This is a genomic window from Rhizobium sp. CB3171 (assembly GCF_029714265.1).
GTDB lineage: Bacteria > Pseudomonadota > Alphaproteobacteria > Rhizobiales > Rhizobiaceae > Rhizobium.
The window spans coordinates 351,497-368,962 of sequence record NZ_CP121654.1 but is presented as its reverse complement, the minus strand read 5'-3'; the positions used below and the strand labels follow the sequence as shown (position 1 = coordinate 368,962).

Genomic DNA, 17,466 nt, shown 5'->3' with positions numbered 1-17,466 from the left:
CTCAGGTCCAGTACCACCTCGCCCGGCTAACGTTGGCTGCATTCGCAGCCAACGCAAACGCCCCAATGTCTCATCGAAACTGCGACCCTTTCGAACGGTCTTCCAAAATAGGCCAGGCGCAATGGCCACTGCTTCCGCAACATCCTCCTCTGGAGGCGTTGGACGATACACGAGGCGCGTAATGCATCCCTTGTCAGCTTAAGGTTCGGAGCCTCCAGATCAGCGTAAATGTCGGAGATCGTCGCCCATTCGTTCGGCACTTCCACGGCATGATCAAAAAGGAGCAGCACACGCTTGGAAGTGTCGATGGCGTCCTCCGTCTGATTCACCGCCCTGCGGTCGCCAACGACCAATACGAACCCAGGTGGGAAGAAGATTGCTGCCAGCAACACCCTTGAGCCAAGTCGAAGATCATGACGTGATTGTATAATGTCTGCGTGAGAAAAACCCTGGGTAGCTTCTCCCGGAGACTCGTATATGCTGCCTAAGGAATCTTAGTCCGCAGGCAACGAGATCGCGATGGCAATGCACCAGGTCCCCTCACCACAAAGCGGCTCGAGCACTCGGCCGCGACTCTGGTGGATGGTATTTCTATTTCCTGGGAAGGCCATCTTATGGTTTCAGTATCACTTTCCTAAATTCGGCAATGTCATTGCTACTGGCCGCCGCTACCGCAGCCGCACTTGCGAAATACTGTATTCGGCCGTGTTTTGGGTCCTAGCCGTCGCCTGGCTGTTTGCACTTTTGCACGGCGCACTTAGGTAGCATTCGTTGCGCCTCCATGCTGCCATATCGAGCCCAGAGTTGCCGTTCCGGTGTCTTTCCAAAATGCCACACCCGGCCAAAAAAAATCTTTGAGCGCTCTTTTGTAAATGCAGCGCCGGCGAGAGCTGCTATGCATTGTTCACAAGCTTGAGGAGAACCGCATGCCGAATCCATTTGAGCAAATCCCCTTTGATGGCGCCGAGTTCGTGGACAATCCCGAACCGCGCTGCCCCTGCCTCCTGTTGCTGGACGTCTCAGGTTCAATGCGAGGACGCCCACTGAGAGAGCTCAATGAAGGTCTTGTTCAGTTTAAGGATGAGCTCTATGCGGACTCTCTCGCATCCAAGCGCGTTGAGATAGGCCTCGTCTCCTTCGGCCCAGTCAGCATTGTGAACGACTTTACAAGCGTGCATAATTGGATCGTTCCCGAGCTGGCAGCGCAGGGAGATACGCCAATGGGCCACGCAATCGAGGAAGGCCTTCGGCTCCTGCGCGACCGGAAGAGCTCCTATCGCCAAAACGGAATCTCGTACTATCGCCCGTGGGTTTTCCTGATTACGGACGGAGCTCCGACAGACACGTGGCAAAATGCGGCCGCCCAGATCAAGGCTGGCGAAGCTGAAAAGGCCTTCAGCTTTTTTGCCGTCGGCGTCGACGGCGCGAATTTCGAAACGCTTTCCCAGATCTGCGTGCGCCAGCCTTTGGCTCTGAAGGAACTCAGGTTCCGCGATCTGTTCCAGTGGCTTTCCAGCTCTCTAAGCTCCGTCTCGCAATCCAATCCCGGCGACGCCGTTCCTCTCTCCAATCCTGCAACACCAGACGGATGGGCCTCAATCGCATGACCTATGGCTGGCGTTGGGCCGCGGCACGTGCGCGTGGCACCTCTCATGTGAAGACAGGTTTGCCATGTCAGGATTTTGCGCTCAGTGAGGCTGTAGCCAGCCTCGATGAAACGGTCATGACAGTGATCGTTTCAGATGGTGCGGGAAGCGCAAAACTGGCGGAGATTGGTTCAAAATCAGTCTGCATTGGTCTGCTTCGGCTCATCCGTGGATATCTTGCAAGTCACTCCCTGTCCCAGCTTCGTGAAGAAATGGTTTGGGACTGGATAGATGATATCCGCGAATACATCAGCGCAAAGGCTAGTCGATCTGGAACACAGCGTCGCGATTTCGCGGCCACAACCGTTGCTGCTCTCATGTCTGAAAACGGCACTGTGATCTTCCACATCGGCGACGGCGCAGCCGTCGTACGCTACGAAGGAGACGACGCATGGGATGTGCCGTCTTGGCCGTATCAAGGCGAATATGCATCGACAACCAGCTTCATCACCGATGATCCTTATCCGCGTCTGACTTTTGTTCGAAATGACCGTCGTGTCGATCGATTTGCAGTATTCTCCGACGGCATTGAGCGCCTAGTCCTCAATAGCGTAGATCGTTCGGCCCATGAGCCATTCTTCAATCGGATAGTGACGCCGCTAGCTTTTTCGGAGGAAGCCGGCAGGAACGTTTCTCTGTCGATAGCCCTCCGAGACTATCTTGAAAGCCCTTCCATTTGCGAACGGACAGATGACGACAAGACGCTAGTACTCGGTGTGCGCAAATGAGCACTACCGTATTCGGATCGGATGGAAAGAAGCTCACGCTTGGTACGATGCTGGGAAAGGGTGGCGAGGGCACGGTCTACCACATCCACAAGGCGGGCGATTTGGCGGTGAAGATCTACAATCCCGGCAAAGCCTCCGAGAGGAAAGCAAAAATCCTTGCCATGACGTCGGCGGCGCTCCACAAGACAACCGACATAGTCGCCTTCCCAATCGACACTGTAAGCGACAAGAACGGAACGTTCATGGGTTTTTCCATGAAGAAGGTCGCAGGTTTTAAGAACATCCACGAGCTCTATGGGCCGGGCAGCAGGCGGACGGAATTTCCTTCTGCCGACGCCCGGTTCCTGGTGCGCAGTGCGTTCAATCTCGCGAACGCTTTTGCTGCAATCCACAATACAGGCTGCGTAGTCGGCGACGTGAACCACTCCGGCATCCTCGTTTCAAACCAGGCTATGGTAACTCTCATCGACAGTGACTCCTTTCAGTTCAATAAGGGGCCAGAGGTCTATCGCTGCACGGTAGGCGTGCCGGATTATACGCCACCTGAGCTCAGAGGTGCGGACTTCGAAAAAATGGTTCGAACGGCAAACCACGACAACTTCGGTCTGGCCGTCCTCATCTTTCAGCTGCTTTTTCTTGGGAGACATCCGTTTGCCGGCAAGCATCTGGGTCTTGGAGACATAGACATACCGACCGCTATCGGCGACCACCGTTTCGCCTATAGCGCACGTAGGGCTGAGACGCGCATGGAACCCCCGCCGCTAACACCAGCGCTCAGTGACTTTGGCAATGAAGTTTCTGACGCCTTCGAGTCAGCCTTCAGCAAGAATGGTGATCGTCCGGGCGGTCGGCCCAACGCGGCATCGTGGGTCCAAATCCTCGGCAAGCTCGAGCAGGGTCTGGTGGAGTGCTCTGCAGACAAATCACATGCGTACTTTCGGGGTGGCGCGTCGTGCCCCTGGTGCCGCCTCGAGAAATCGATGGGCCGGAACCTATTCGCCGCAAAGATTTCAAGCACTGTTTCCACACTGAACATCGGTGACCTCATTGCTCTAATCAACCGTCCCGCTCCACCAAGCCAACCGCCTGCCCCTGAAAGCATCATCGCGGTTCCGTCTCTTACCCGCAGTCCTGCGGCGGCAGCCGCATCACATGGAAAGCAACTGACGCTTTTTGCGTCGGTTGCCGGACTGCTGATAGGCTTTCTCCTTGCCAATCAGTTGAATGGCTTCTGGGGTACCGCTCTGGTTATTGCATCAATCATAATGATGATCCGAGCCCGCCGTCCTGGGGAAGAATTTCGGGTCGAACTGCAGGCGGCGACTGCAGCATGGGAAGAGAAGAAGAAAATTTGGGAAGAGCACGCCGGGCCTGCCGTGTTCCTGAAACGAAAAAGCCACTATCTGTCCTTGGCCTCGGCTCATGCCAAACTTCCGGAACAGGAACGCGAACGGCTCCTCGAGCTCGAGCGGAAGAAAAGGGACCTTCAATTCAGGAGCCACATGCAGGGGCACTTGATCTCCCGCGCAAAAATCGGTGGGATTGGACAGAGCAGGACGGTAACGCTCTCGTCGTTTGGTTTTGACAGCGCGTGGGACGTGAAGACTCGCTCGGTTTTGGCCGTTCCTGGCATTGGTCCGAAAAAAGCCGACGCCCTTGCGAATTGGTCGTCGTCCGTTGAGAAGAAATTTGTATTCAATAGTCATATTGCCACCGATCCGCAGGCTATCAATGAGGTCAAAACGGACATAGCGCGTCAGAGGGCTGACTTGGAAGGAGAGCTGAGGCGCGCTCCGGATGAGCTCAAGGAACTTCTGGATACTGCCTCCGACCTACGAAGGAACCCGCCCCCGCAATTAGTTGAAGCGTATGTACGGCTTAAGCAAGTTCAAATGGACATAGGGTAACGGTGGCGCGCGTGGCGGGACCATACCGAGACTTCTGGATAATGCTCACAATGATCGGGGTCGCTGTCTTCGCGGCGAATGCAACGTCGAAGCCTGGAACCGTATCTCCGGTCCCGGCGTCGTTACCTACTGCCTCACGCAATCAGATCGTGACCGCGCCGGTAAGTAGTCCTACCCTCACTCAGGAGAAAGTGCTTCCTGCGCCTCAGACTTCGGTGGCAACCGCAACTGGTGCCAGTGCAGACCCGCCGTCGCCCGCGTCTTCCAGCACTGGGAATGCAACATCCGTTTCGGAAACGGCTCCGTCTGCTCCCATGGCCGCGCCTCAAAGCACCGCGACGAGTTCCGCCATTACGATCACGGAGCCAATCACGAGCACCGCTTCAGAACCAAACCCCGAAGTTTTCGATGGATTGATTGCCTCCATCGAGCAATCGCAGGCGACCACCGTGGCCGCTGTTGATCCTTCCAAAACAGCCGGCCCGATCTCTGCTGCGAAATTCGCTTACATGCGGGTACCTCTTGAACTTAGAGACGGACCTAGTCCCAAATACATCGTCGTCGGTAGCCTTGGTCAAAACGCTCTTGTCTCTGTCATGGAGCAAGAAGCGGGTTGGACCCACGTCAGCGGTGGCCCGGACGCGATTGGATGGGTACCCTCTGGCACGATTTCTTCCAGTCCCGTGCTCAATGTTGCCCGGAAATCGGTTCCCAACATGCGGACAGTCGAAACTCCACGTCGCGAGGGGGGCCGCTAATCGATCATGGGCCGCCGCACTGCCTCCAGCCCAATCCCTGCCGATTGCACCACCCAGAATTATTCAAATCGGTCTCCAGGATCGAGCGCGATTTGCATACTTCAGCGTCGACAGCGTTCGCAGTCGAGCAGGCGGTAGCGTCGAGAATCCAACGGCGAATGATCCGATCGGGGATGGCGACCGCTTTGTCGGTCTCGATGACCTTGCCCGTTTCTCCGATTATTTTCCGAGCGACCGGGTCCCAAGTCAGCGCGAAGTTCACTGCGCCAGAAGCTCCCTTTTTTCTGGTTGCACTGAAGGCGTACCAATCGACAATGCCGAAGACAGAACACCTGTCTGCGCAGAGCACATGAACCGAACCTGGCCGCGCTGCGTAGATTCGTGTCGGCCATCGGTCCACGAAAGCACTTTTCTCTTTAAGTACATCTTCTCGCGAAAGATCTTTTCCGTAGTACTGGAGGCGGTCGGCATAGACGTTGCGAAGGAAGGCGGCCGCCTCGCTACTTGAGCCCGACCACACCCGTTGGAACTCGTTGAACACTTCCACTGCCCCTGCTTGGTCAGTAGGCTGCGCGCCCTGCACTATATCCGTCCAGGTGCCTGAACCACTGGGCTGAGCCGTTACCAGCTGATAACCCGCCATATCTACAAGGTTCAATTCTTTCGATTGCCCAAGCTGCATCGACAGTGCTGCGTCCAGAAGCGAAGCGCTGATACCCATCGTGCTGAGGTAGTCTTTGATGGCGGCTGAAACTGAGGGATCGAGACGCCCCCCAGATTCCGCAGACGTGGCAAACGTCTCTACAGATATGCTGACGCTCTCATCTTCGGCATAGCGACTGGCGCCACCCATAAATGCCAAAAGGCAGGTGTTGAGACAAGGCGAGCCTTTGGTCTGGAGCGTTGGAAGGCCGGTCTTGCGAATTGCTTTCCCGAAAGCCATCGCGATTGATCGATCGCCACCCGCCGAATTAAATGCGATGTATTTGGCCGGGCTCGCTGTAAGTTCCAAGGCGACGCGTTGTGGATCATCGCCGGTCTCGAAGCTGCCCTCGACAAGGAGGATCGTCGTCCCATTCGTCGTGGAGAGATGGCGATAGGAAACCGCGGCTGTCGCTGCGCCCACCGGAGCCGAAGCAGCCAAAACAATCGTCATAGCGGTATAAAGGAGACGCCGTTTCATTTGCGTGATGGCTTAGTTTGTCGCGATTCCCAGGGCCGACAGGACCTGCGGAGTGATGGTGCCGGTGACTTTGAGCCCGTACGCATCCTGCATTTTATTAAGTCCGCCCCTCGTCGCGGCATCGACCTGCCCTGTTAGCGGGCCGCCGAAATAGCCAAAGGCAATCAGAGCGGTCTGGACCTGTATGACGATGCGGCGAAATTTGTCCGAGTTGCCTGGCAGCGTTTTCAGCGGCTGTGGCTGCGCGTTTGTCGGGGAGGACTGCGGCGAATAGGCGCCGCCAGTTGAAGTCGTGGCAGGTATGTTGGGAGTGGTCGGGGAACTTCTGATGACGGGACCTGGGTTGGGCGAATACTGCGGTGTCGGGTCGGGCAATGGATAAGCGGTGTCATAATCGCCCCGTGGGATGTAGCCGCCTCCAGCTGAGGATGCGTGGCTCGCGTGACTGGCATGACTTGCGTGGCTCGAATGCGAGCTATGGCCCGCAAGGGTGTAGACCTGTTTAACCCGCAGCCGCTCGAACAGGGTGGTTACGGGCTTCTTTTCGGTAATGCCGGTGATCGGCGCTGCATCACTTTTCGACGGCATGAATCCGGCGGCGATTAACGACGGCACCAGGTAGATCTTGCGCTTTTTCATTGTGGTGAGAGTCCCCCAAACCCCTGATCAGCTTTATACCATTCAAAAAATCCACCACAAGTAGAGCGCAGCGAGCATCCGCTGCACTCTACCAAAAATTTGTTCTTCCAATCTGAAATCGTGCCCGGCGCCAAATGCCGGTACTGTGGAGGAACCGTACAAAGAGGGAAATTATAAAGAAGAGCTTGGATACCGCGCCCCATCGCGAGGTTGATGGCTCTGCGCAGTTGTCCGAAATCCAGCGACGTATCCTTGAACGAATGCGCCCAGTTCATTCTGCCGTAGCCGATATTCTCTAGCTGCATGATTGCCCAGACATCGATGAACGGCAGCCTGGTGGAGACGTAGCTCGCAAGCTCAGGCAACGCGCCCCAGTTCTGCTGAAGGACAACAGTGCGAAGCTCGACTACCGCACCCATCCTCATCAGCGTCGCCAAGTTCGATGACAGCATGTCAAAGGCACCGGACTTTCCAACGATGCTGTCGTGAAGTTCGGCGCAAGGCGCATACAGCGGAATGCCCCATAAGACGCGATCTCTTCCGATCTCATCAATTATCGTGCTGTCGCCTGGCTCGAAAAACTGGCCGTTGGTCAGAACATGGAATGAGATATCCGACCGTGCTTTCGCGGCGGCCAGAAGAAATTGAAACAGTCTTCGTTTGTGCAGCAGCGGTTCGCCGCCAGATATCGTGATCCGAGCGTTTTCCGGCGCTAAAATGGCAGCGACTGTGAACTGGTCGAAGAGGTCGGCGTGATGTTTCTTTGGAGGCTGCGAGCACATGACACAGAGCTGATCGCATTGCTCGGTGACCAGGAAGGTATTGTGTCTCGACCGTGATCGCACTAATCGATGCGCTGACTTTCGCCCAGGAACTATAAGCAGCACGTCACCATTGAGATCAGTTTCGGCACCGCAGTGGACGCGAAGCGAGTAGCCTGCGAGATCGAAGGTTTGACTTTCCTGATCTCTGTCGATCAGGAGTGCATCATATTCACCATCCACCCCGTCCGTGCGCAAGCGAACGATAATTGGATTGTCGATTGGAACGTCATCGATCTTGAGCCGCAGATCGATCATGTGTGTACCGGCGACAGTGACGGATCGAGTTCTGGAATTCCGGCCCACACGGCGAGGCTCTTTTGGACTTTCTCGTCGTCCGAATAGAGCAGCTCGAAGATCTTGTCGAAGATTGCGGTATGACGGCGACAGAAGGCTGTGTCGGCCTTCGGCAGATCGATGCGCCCGTAACGCGATAGATCGTCAACGACGTCTGCGCCGCAAGCGGCCTGGTACGGACAATGAATGCAATCGGGATGGAATGAATTGGAAGATTCTTCGTTCAGTACGTCTAGTTTCGACTGGTCGATACCATTCCATAGATCGCCAATGCTAAGATCGACCTGTCCGACCCTCGTGACCATCCTGGCTTCGTCCGTCGGATAGAAGGTGCCGTCGTAGTCAATAACGATGTAGTCTCGCCCGAGGATATTCGGATTACGAAGGTCGACGTGCTGATTGTGGCCGCCACGCAGAACCCGGCGCAGGCAGTGAGTGAAATAAAACTCCTCGACCGGCTGAGCGGCGGTCCAATTGTGCTCGATCAGCGCATCGATAAAATCGGCGTGATAAGCACTCCATTTGTCTTCGAGACCGGTGGTCTGAAATCTTTTTCTAGCAAAACCTTGATGATTGACAGGCCGAAGGAAAATGGACCGAAATCCGAACCGACCAAACGTATTAATGATCTCGGAAGCGCTCGGCAACTTGTTGATGTCTAGCGTCGGGAGAGCCGAGACTTTTCCCTGACCCAAGCGCTCGATGGCATAGCTGAGGTTCGATACAAATTGCTGCGTATCGTGGGCATTTGCGGTTCGTTGTCGCTCATGCGTCGAGAGTTCGCCGTCGAGTGACGTACTCACGAAGACGTCCGGGGCATCCAGAAAATCCCAAGCTTCTTCCGAGACCGATTGCAAATTGGTGCATACCGTAAAGGAAACTTCTTGGAACTTGCGGCGAGCGAAAGCGCGAACCTTCTCCAATAAGTCTAATCGGAGCAGTGGCTCGCCACCCTGGAACTCGATTTTGACGCTCGCGGAAGTCATGGCGTCGAGAAATCGAAGAACGCGCTCAAGCGTCTCATCCGTCCAATCAAAGCCTAAAGTGCTCTCGTTCACCCGAGACACCTGACAGTAGGCACACGCCAAATTGCAACGGAGGGTCGGAACCAGAATGACGTAATTCAGCTCTTGAGGACGATGCAATCGTTGGGCCCATCGGTAGGCAAATCCCATATAGGCCGGGTCGCCTATCTCATTGAACGCATGACCATTCGCTTCAAGAAAATCCCTATCCACGGCCATTAGCTTTCCGGTCGCATAGCGATTGAGAAAGCGGACATCGGCTTTGAAGTAACCGCCCGCATCATCCGCAAAAAGATAGCCGGCCCCGAACGGTTTGAATTTAAGGGGAAATACGGTCATCGCCCGAGGACACCGTCGAGGAGAGCACGCCTAAGCGGAAGTGTCTCGGCATAAATTTTCTCCCGATACAGACAATGATGAAATTCTCGAACTAACAGATCGACCGAAGCTGCGCCGTCGTCCAACAGGCTGATCGTCTGAGATATTTCGATTTCTGTACCTGGATGCAACGCACTGAACCGAACAATAGCCACTGCGAGATATGGACGGAATGTCGGATCGAGCTCGATCGCACTGCGGCGAGTCTTCTTTGGGGACAAGGTGCGAGAGTTTTGTAAGCGCCGTCTCCGCCCCATTGAATTGGCTGTATTTTGAGGCTTGCCGCGTGTGCGAGAAGGTTTCCAGGACTATCTGGAGATTTGCATGGCAGATGATGGATTTGTTGGGCGCTACGAAGTTGTCGAGCCGCGCCGCGGAAACCGGCGTTGGCCGGATGATGTGAAGGCGCGGATCGTGGCGGAAAGCCTTGAGCCTGGTGTTCGTGTTGTTGATGTCGCGCGCCGTCATGACGTTGTTGCGCACCAGCTTTCCTTGTGGCGCCGGCAAGTGCGCGAGGGCATTCTGGCGTTGCCTTTTGAGACTATGTCGGGCCAGTCGGAGAGCGGCGATGCCGAGCCTGCATTTGTGCCTTTGGCGATTGCGCAGAGCCGAGCGCGGCTGTGAATGTTTTGGCGCCGCCGCTGCCGGCGGCGGTTTCGTCGGTCTTGACGTTGGAGATCGGCCCGGATGTTGTGATGCGGGTTCCCGGCGATGTGCCGGTTGAACGTGTGGCGGCTCTGGTGCGAGCCATGCGAGGGACGGCATGATCGTCGCGGGCCAACGACTGCCGATCCTGATTGCAACGCGGCCGGTGGACTTCCGCTGTGGGCATCAGGCGCTGGCTCTGATGGTGCAGACCGAGTTGAAGCTCGATCCGCATTCCGGGGTGACGGTGATCTTCCGGTCGAAGCGCGGTGATCGCCTGAAAATCCTGGTATGGGATGGCACCGGAATGGTGCTAACCTACAAAATTCTTGAACATGGAAACTTTGCCTGGCCCAAGGTTCAGGATGGGACGATGCGTCTTTCCAGGGCTCAATATGAGGCTTTGTTCGAAGGTCTTGACTGGCGACGGGTCATGGCGCAACGGGTGATCGCGCCGTCGGCGGCAGGGTGAATATCCGGCCGTCTTTGCATTGTTTTATTTGGCTTTTTTGTGCTGCCTTGCTATAAGGCCGCATGTCGTCGCCCCTTGATCTCAGCCTGTTTCCGGACCTTCCGCCCGAGGTGGTCAAAGCCTTTGCGGCGATGCAGTTCGAACTGTCGGTCGAGCGTGCTGCACGTCAGCATGAGCAGGCTGTGGTGGCCGAAAAGGACGCCTTCATCGCCGAGTTGAAGGAACTGATCGAGAAGCTTGAGTGTCAGGTTCACGACTATCGGCGCACCAAGTTCGGGCCGAAATCGGAAAAGCTCGATCCGGCGCAGATGGAACTGGCGCTGGAAGACCTTGAAACGGCGATTGCCGAAACACAGGCGCGGATCGCCGCCGTCGAGAAAAAGATCGAAGCCAGCGCATCCGATCCGGACAAGGCCGCCCCTCGCAAGGAGCGTAAGGCCCGTGCACTGCCCGAACACCTGCCGCGGGTCGAGAGAGTGATCGAGCCCGAGAGCATCGTTTGCCCCTGCGGTTGCGGCAACATGGTCCGGATCGGCGAAGACCGGACGGAACGGCTCGACCGGATTCCGGCACGCTACGAGGTGATCGTCACGATCCGCCCGAAATACGCCTGCCCCAAGGGTCGAACGGGCGTCGTCAGGCCAGAGCGCCGGCGCATCTCTTGGAAGGGAGCTGGCCGACGGAAGCCCTTCTGGCTGAGATTGCCGTCTCCAAGCATTCCGAACATATGCCGCTCAACCGGCAGGCCGAGGTCATGGCGCGACACGGGGTGCCGATCGACCGCACGGTCCTTTCCGATTGGCTTGGGCGCACGGGCAGCGAAATCGCACCGGTGGTCGACCACATGGCCGAAAGGCTGCTGTTTGAAAGCACGCGGCTCTATGTCGACGAGACAACAGCTCCGGTTCTTGATCCGGGGCGAGGCAAGACGAAGACCGGCTATCTCTGGGCCGTGTTGCGTGACGACCGCGGCTGGAACGGTTCTGCGCCGCCGGGCGTGGTGTTCCATTATCGGCCCGGGCGTAAAGGCGAATATGCCGCTGAAATCCTCGACGGGTTCAACGGGACAATCCAGGTGGATGCCTACGGTGGTTACTCTCACTCGCCACGTCGGACCGGATGGGTGGCGATCCATTGAAGCTGGCTTTCTGTTGGGCGCACGGGCGCAGAAAGCTGATCAAGGCCACGCCAAAGAGTGGATCGCCGATCGTCGACGAGGCGCTGGTGCGGATCGCCGCGCTCTACAAGATCGAAGGCCGTATCCGGGGTTGCGATCACGAGCATCGCCGGGCAGTTCGACAGGACCTGTCCCTCCCGCTGGTGGACGAGTTCTTCACCTGGCTGGCAGCGCAAGCCAAGCGCGTCTCACGCAAGTCTGACCTCGGAAAAGCCCTGGCCTATATGCTGACGCGACAGGCCGGATTCCGGCTGTTCCTGGACGACGGCCACGTCGATATCGACTCCAACCTGGTGGAAAACGCGATCCGCCGACCCGCCATGAATCGCCGCAATGCGCTCTTTGCGGGGCACGATGAAGGGGGCCGCAACTGGGCCCGGTTTGCCAGCCTGATCGGCACTTGTAAAATGAACAGCGTTGAACCCTACGCCTATCTGTGCGACCTCTTCACCCGCCTCGCAAACGGCCACCTCGCCGAAGACATCGATGCCCTGATGCCATGGGCCCATGCCGCCCGCACCAAGCCCTCACAATGAGCTCGTCAGGTACTCTTCGGTGAGCTCATTTGACGGCCGAAAATCGGCCTCAGGTTGCCGCAACTGAAAAATCGATGGGGCGTGGACGCCGCATACAGAGTTTTGCGGTTTCACGTCAGTGCAGCGTCCCCATTGCGTATGATTGAGATTGTAGCAATGCTGGCATTTAAACACCATAGGATTGCGCTGAGCTTTCGCTTTCAAGCTCCTAGCTCACTACGTCCCAAACCAACGTATCCATCCCGACCAGGCTTTCAATTACCACATTTCATTCCAGTGAGTGCTTTCATGATTTGCCCTCTTGCTGAAGCAGGAATCGCTCGTGATTCCTTGTCTGGCACCGAATCGCAGAGGAGCGGTGCCATGGAGGCGCGGTTTGATTACGAGCTTGCCGGTTACGGCGAACACTTTGCCGATGTGAATCCTTCTCGTTCGCAATATTCGAAATGCCGTTGACGCCTCACAAAGGAAGGGCCGCCTCGAAGGGGCGATATGGCGGCCCAAAGGTGACTGCGCCTGCAGCCACTTTGGGGAATGAAAGGAAAATTCGCCTAAGCCATAGTAGAATTTCAATTTTGATACTGCATCGCTCACTTTTAAATAATTGCATTATGACATTCTCACCAGCGGATGAGTGCTCCCCTCTCGCTTCGCGTTGGGCATCATCCGGTGCCGAACTGTACCATGCGTGTTGGCTGCTGCGAAATGATATACCCTGCCGACAGCTGACGTCGAGCCGCGGACAATCGGGACTTCGGCGCTATTGAGGAACGGCGCTGCGCCGACAGCCACACGGCGATTACGGCAAAACTATCGGATGAAACATGAGCATCCAAGCGCAACAGTAAAAATTCCGAATGGCCATGCAAGCACCAGCGCGGCACTGATCCATTCGCGTTCGGAAGTCGGTTGATGTTCGTTGTCGTTCGCTGCTCTCATCCTGTCTTTCCCCGTTAGGAGACCAGCATAGCCAGCATTTTAGCTTTGTCTCATCAAAGATGTTTTCGCCCCGTAACGGGTGATCACGCTCAGGCCATCACATGGTTATTGCGCGGCCTTGTTTCCGCTGGCACCCGCTTTCAGGACCGTATGCGTACTTGAATCCATTGCCTGTCCAGTTTCTTTCGCGTCCTTCGCCATTCCTTTGGCAGTGTTTGCGCAAGACGACAGGGTGAGAAACACCGAGATTGCGGTCGCGAGCGAGATTCTGAGCATGGGAAATACCCCTGGTTACACTCGCCCAATAACGGCGGCGCGATAATTTAGTTCCCCGACGCGGGAGCCGCAAGTTCACGTAAAAATTCTAAAGACATATGGGGTCAACCAGATCTAGCATCTCAATTTGGAAGTTCAAAAAGCACTCCCGCTACCGGCCAAACTCTACGAAGGCTATTTCCCTCGAAGCCCGGCGCAGCCAGCGCGATTGGACCATGATCCCCCCCGCTATCTAAACTTTCCAAGACCAATGTTGAGGCGTCATTAGTAAAGCGCAGCCTTTTGAAGTAATAGTTATCATCGGCGTCGCAGGCGACGACAGGGCGACCGTCGAGCTGCGACAGAGATGCCAGCGACTGCAGTTCCGGCAAGATCATCAGATGTTGCTTGTCTAGCGCAAAAGGCTCGGCACTTTGTCCGACCACCTCGATCAATCCAATAGTTTCCTCAGCAATCTGATCGATAGCCGATGTCCCACCACAGTCGGAAACCTCGTGATCGCTGCCTTGAAAAACCCAGTTGAAGCGCTGATAAAGCACACCGACCACTTTGTGGAGCGTCAAAGTAGCCTTTTTAGCAATTATTGGCGGCGCTATATTTCGAGGGTTAATAGCCTGCGCTGTCAAAACCGCAACGTCGCTGTGATTGTCCGCAATCTCAAATCTACGAGCCAAAAGTTTGCCGCCGCTTATCGCAATGACGAGCGATTTCGCGGATGGCTCGGCAGCATCCTTTACAAGAACAATGTCACCGACCTTTGCAACAGGCTCCAGAGTTGAGGAGACACACCGATAGGCTGCGTGTTGTGCCAAGACGATCTTTTTAGACGTGGCGGAGTCGAACCCAGATGATTGAAACATCCCATCCGCTGCTCGTCCACCGCTAAGCGCCGCGGCGCGTCCAATAATCTCAAGCTTCATTTTCCGAACAGAAGACTTATAGCCATTAGGCAAAGATATGCTTGGTGGTGGGCTGAACAGCGCCGTGTACGGAGCATGCAGGAGTCGGTACTCACGGGATATTGCGCTGCAAGCTTCGATTGCTGGTCGAAGCTCTTTCCTCCAATGCTTCTCGACGTCTTCAGCCTCCGCGATACCAAGCGCAAGTCCACTTGCATGATGGGCCATTTCCATGTGCTTGATGGATGTCAGGTTCTGATGCAGCGACTTCGTAAGCGCTTTAAATTCACTTCTGTCCCAAGGGGCGAAACCCTTTGCATGGAGATGCTCGATCTTACTTCGGGCGTCACCGATAGTGAATCCTCTGCCTACAGCGGAGACATTTGCGTCCTCAGCGCGTAGCATAATACGCAGCAGGCCTTCGACGTGTTCACGAACTTTGCCGATGTAATCTCGACCGCCTAGTGGCGTTGGGTGGCTCTTAAAATCATCCCAGCGTCTTGCGAGTGCATCACCCTCGATGATTGCAAGATAACCTATGTCTTTATGCGCCGAGGCAATCATCGCTTCGCGACCAGTCACGCCTCCAATTTTTATCAATTCCACAAAATGCGGGTCGTGGGTCGCGAGTATAACTTGCATGTCACGTGGTGCTTGCTGCATCGCTGCGACATGCTGGCACCATCTATGGCGATGGTCGGGGTCAAATGTCGTCTGCGGATCGTCAAAGAGAAATAGCGGCAGTCCATCTTTTCCTAGCTGTTCAAGCGCTTCTTCGCGCAGTGCAAAAATAAAAGCCCACAAAACTGCACGTAGCCAAGACGTATTCGCCACGAGCGTTGCGTCAATCCGATAGTCGCTGACAAGGTTCCCAAATACTGTCAGTCCATCCTTCTTGCGAAGGCTTGTATCCTTGAACTTTAGGTTCTCAGCCAAATGGATGCGATCTAAAGTCGCTGCAATACGACCAGATAAATCATTAATTGCATCCCGGGCCACGGATTCGGCTAATGAGGAAAGGTCTTTCAGTGGGCCGATCTCGTTCGAAACCGCTTTTCGCCTCTCTTGCTCGTCCTCTATTTCCGACACTACGAGCCCAGCTGACCAGGCATCACGCATGGCGACCGCTGCCTTTCTATAAGGCTCGGCTTCACGCAAAGCATCAGCCAACCTTCCTAGATATTCTCCGAGGGTCTCAACCGCCTCTGGCGATGTGGTGGGCCTCGGCAAGGCATTTCTGTTCCACCAACCTAGCCAATCAGCAGCATTATCCCGGTACCATTTCGCTAGAGCTATAAAACGACGTAACGTTTCAATTTTACGATTCACCGATGGCGTTGCAGCATCTTCGACAGGTTGTTCTACGGCATAGTCAAAGTTGCTCTGTGGGATGCTTTTCAGCGCCTCGCCCGCTAGTCTTTTGAATCCATGCAAGATTTCAGAGACATTAGGTGCATCTATGTATTTTTTAGTGAAATCTCGCGCCAATGCAAAACTAGGCCCCGAAGCCAAGAAATTTTCACCAAAGCGCCTGAAGGTAGAAGGCACGGCTCTATCTAATTCGCCAGCAATAAGGTTCATATTGTCTTCGAATTGACGCGTCGCAAGTTCACCTAAGGCGCGGAATCCTTCCAGCTCCTTTTTCAATTCTGGAGACTGCAGGACTCGTTGGCAAAGTGGGCAATCGTCGATTGGTCCGATTGCATGGTCAACATGCCACCGGGCGGCCATCGCCTTTAGCCGAAAACGATTATCAACCTGACTTCTAGCCAACAGCCCAACTGCATCTTTCGTCGCAGCAATAGCAATATCGATCGCGACTTCAATGGCCGTAACTGTTTCATCATCCAAAGCGCCGTGAACGGTCTCAAGATCATTCCAACTCGCAAGAGACTGAAGGCCTTTTCCGAGCTCGCTTCGGGTTGCCTCAAGTGCCGCCGAAACTTGGGTCTGAACTGCCAGCTTACTAAGCTCGAGGTCCGGCGATAAATCGTCGCGAACCGCTTCCGTAAGTTCCGCCGCTTTGGCAACAAGTTCCTTTCCAAATGCCTTCGCTTTGCTCTCCGAACGTTTGGTATCTGATGGAGCAAAACCGGGGATCGTAACGTCGATTGACTTCAGAGACGCTTCACAATCTACCAAAGCACGATCAAATTTAACCCGCTCCAACGCGAGTTCTTTCTTTCGATATGAAAGGTATTCTCGGCCGCCATTGCAAAGTCCAGACACTAACGCTCCTAACGCGATTAGGTCATCGAGTCCGGTAAGCTTCTGGACAGCCGACGTGAGTTGACCAGCACCTTCATCTAATCTGAGGAGAGGCAATCGAGACGGCATCAGTAAGCTTGTCTCGATAAGCACATCGGGCAAGTACAGCAACGGGTCGGCATTCACGCTGATGTCGCCGTTTTCTAACCGCCGCTCAACGCGAGCAATCTCTCCGTTCTCATTCTCAAATACCAACTCAACTCTTACTTTCGGAGAGCGGGTTAGGTCAATTTCGGTCGGGGGATAGGTCGCGATTGGGGGCCAGCTTCCAATAGGCTTTTGATTTTCTCCAAACACCGGCTGAAGGGCATGTGGCAGGCTCTTGGGCTGATCCCGCAGCCGCTCCCCTGAGAGGGTCCAGAGTATGGCACCGATTAACGACGACTTTCCACTACCGTTCGGCCCTTCGATAAGTAAGCTTTGTCGATCGAAACTGTATTCAAACGGGGCACCCGCCCAAACATTTATGCCTCCAAACCCTTCTGTAAGAATCGACTTTAGTTTCCAGCTGAAAAGACCAAGATTTTCCCCTGCTTCTCCATGGGTATCGGCTGGGTCGTATTCGCCACTGATTTCGCCTTGCAGGCCATCGATGAAGACGTTAGGCAATTCTGTAGGCAATCGAACATCGGATCTTAAAAGAAACTGGAAAAGGCGGCGTGCAGCTGGGGTCTCGAGTTTTATCGAGTTGCTTTTACCTGCAGAGTCTTTCCAACTAAGCGATAATCCCGATAGGAGCCGCCTTTCGATCTCCAACTTCGTAAGCCTGCTCACGAAATCCTCCCGACGCATGTCGCAAACACAACCTGCATTAGAAAAAATGAAGTTTCAATATCCACCTGCTCGGCACTCCAAATTTTTTGACTGCAGGC

10 protein-coding genes and 2 pseudogenes are annotated in these 17,466 nt (G+C 55.2%); 6 read left to right on the top strand and 6 right to left on the bottom strand.

Annotation, left to right across the window (positions count from 1 at the left end):
* The first annotated feature begins 926 nt into the window (after positions 1 to 926).
* From QA648_RS33700 to QA648_RS33690, 3 genes are read left to right on the top strand one after another with little or no spacing between them, the layout of a single operon-like run.
* Positions 927 to 1,607, top strand: coding sequence for a VWA domain-containing protein (locus QA648_RS33700; protein ID WP_104825809.1), 681 nt, complete (start codon positions 927 to 929; stop codon positions 1,605 to 1,607).
* A complete protein-coding gene (locus QA648_RS33695; protein WP_283054406.1) occupies positions 1,604 to 2,374 on the top strand; it encodes a PP2C family serine/threonine-protein phosphatase in 771 nt (256 codons plus the stop codon). Before QA648_RS33700 ends, QA648_RS33695 begins: the two co-directional genes overlap by 4 nt.
* Complete coding sequence (locus tag QA648_RS33690) at positions 2,371 to 4,281, top strand: protein kinase domain-containing protein (protein WP_283054405.1); 1,911 nt, start codon at positions 2,371 to 2,373, stop codon at positions 4,279 to 4,281. Before QA648_RS33695 ends, QA648_RS33690 begins: the two co-directional genes overlap by 4 nt.
* Positions 4,282 to 5,043: 762 nt before the next feature.
* Here the strand turns inward: QA648_RS33690 and QA648_RS33685 are convergent.
* The 4 genes from QA648_RS33685 to hxsB are packed head-to-tail and all read right to left on the bottom strand — an operon-like array spanning position 5,044 to position 9,343.
* Positions 5,044 to 6,195: a hypothetical protein gene (locus tag QA648_RS33685; RefSeq protein WP_283054404.1), complete on the bottom strand. Its 1,152-nt coding sequence runs from the start codon at positions 6,193 to 6,195 to the stop codon at positions 5,044 to 5,046.
* A 39-nt stretch (positions 6,196 to 6,234) separates the two neighbouring features.
* Positions 6,235 to 6,861 carry a His-Xaa-Ser repeat protein HxsA gene (gene hxsA / locus QA648_RS33680; protein ID WP_283054403.1) on the bottom strand — a complete coding sequence of 209 codons (627 nt, stop codon included), beginning with the start codon at positions 6,859 to 6,861 and terminating at the stop codon, positions 6,235 to 6,237.
* Complete coding sequence (gene hxsC, locus QA648_RS33675) at positions 6,858 to 7,940, bottom strand: His-Xaa-Ser system radical SAM maturase HxsC (protein WP_283054402.1); 1,083 nt, start codon at positions 7,938 to 7,940, stop codon at positions 6,858 to 6,860. Before hxsC ends, hxsA begins: the two co-directional genes overlap by 4 nt.
* Positions 7,937 to 9,343 carry a His-Xaa-Ser system radical SAM maturase HxsB gene (gene hxsB / locus QA648_RS33670; RefSeq protein ID WP_283054401.1) on the bottom strand — a complete coding sequence of 469 codons (1,407 nt, stop codon included), beginning with the start codon at positions 9,341 to 9,343 and terminating at the stop codon, positions 7,937 to 7,939. The genes hxsC and hxsB overlap by 4 nt, the downstream gene beginning before the upstream one ends.
* Before the next feature lie 363 nt (positions 9,344 to 9,706).
* On the opposite strand from hxsB, the pseudogene QA648_RS33665 reads away from it, so the two are divergent.
* The 3 genes and pseudogenes from QA648_RS33665 to QA648_RS33655 all read left to right on the top strand — a co-directional run bounded on the left by QA648_RS33665 (position 9,707) and on the right by QA648_RS33655 (position 12,212).
* Positions 9,707 to 10,149 (top strand): annotated as a pseudogene (locus QA648_RS33665) (transposase).
* Entirely contained in the window at positions 10,146 to 10,499 is a 354-nt protein-coding gene (gene tnpB / locus QA648_RS33660; RefSeq protein ID WP_283054400.1) for an IS66 family insertion sequence element accessory protein TnpB, read from the top strand. Before QA648_RS33665 ends, tnpB begins: the two are co-directional and overlap by 4 nt.
* Positions 10,500 to 10,561: 62 nt before the next feature.
* Positions 10,562 to 12,212: pseudogene (locus QA648_RS33655) on the top strand (IS66 family transposase).
* Between the two features lie 1,044 nt (positions 12,213 to 13,256).
* On the opposite strand, the gene QA648_RS33650 reads toward QA648_RS33655, so the two are convergent.
* Together QA648_RS33650 and QA648_RS33645 are read right to left on the bottom strand one after the other, a co-directional pair.
* A complete protein-coding gene (locus QA648_RS33650; RefSeq protein WP_283054399.1) occupies positions 13,257 to 13,427 on the bottom strand; it encodes an entericidin in 171 nt (56 codons plus the stop codon).
* A 122-nt stretch (positions 13,428 to 13,549) separates the two neighbouring features.
* On the bottom strand, positions 13,550 to 17,368 hold the full coding sequence (locus QA648_RS33645; RefSeq protein WP_283054398.1) for an AAA family ATPase: 3,819 nt from the start codon (positions 17,366 to 17,368) through the stop codon (positions 13,550 to 13,552).
* Between the last annotated feature and the right edge of the window lie 98 nt (positions 17,369 to 17,466).

Bases quoted from the DNA above. Each gene is read 5' to 3' on its own strand.
- QA648_RS33700 (WP_104825809.1), top strand. From the start codon at position 927: ATGCCGAATCCATTTGAGCAAATCCCCTTTGATGGCGCCGAGTTCGTG.
- QA648_RS33650 (WP_283054399.1), bottom strand. From the start codon at position 13,427: ATGCTCAGAATCTCGCTCGCGACCGCAATCTCGGTGTTTCTCACCCTG.
- hxsA (WP_283054403.1), bottom strand. From the start codon at position 6,861: ATGAAAAAGCGCAAGATCTACCTGGTGCCGTCGTTAATCGCCGCCGGA.
- QA648_RS33695 (WP_283054406.1), top strand. From the start codon at position 1,604: ATGACCTATGGCTGGCGTTGGGCCGCGGCACGTGCGCGTGGCACCTCT.
- hxsC (WP_283054402.1), bottom strand. From the start codon at position 7,940: ATGATCGATCTGCGGCTCAAGATCGATGACGTTCCAATCGACAATCCA.
- hxsB (WP_283054401.1), bottom strand. From the start codon at position 9,343: ATGACCGTATTTCCCCTTAAATTCAAACCGTTCGGGGCCGGCTATCTT.
- QA648_RS33690 (WP_283054405.1), top strand. From the start codon at position 2,371: ATGAGCACTACCGTATTCGGATCGGATGGAAAGAAGCTCACGCTTGGT.
- QA648_RS33685 (WP_283054404.1), bottom strand. From the start codon at position 6,195: ATGACGATTGTTTTGGCTGCTTCGGCTCCGGTGGGCGCAGCGACAGCC.
- tnpB (WP_283054400.1), top strand. From the start codon at position 10,146: ATGATCGTCGCGGGCCAACGACTGCCGATCCTGATTGCAACGCGGCCG.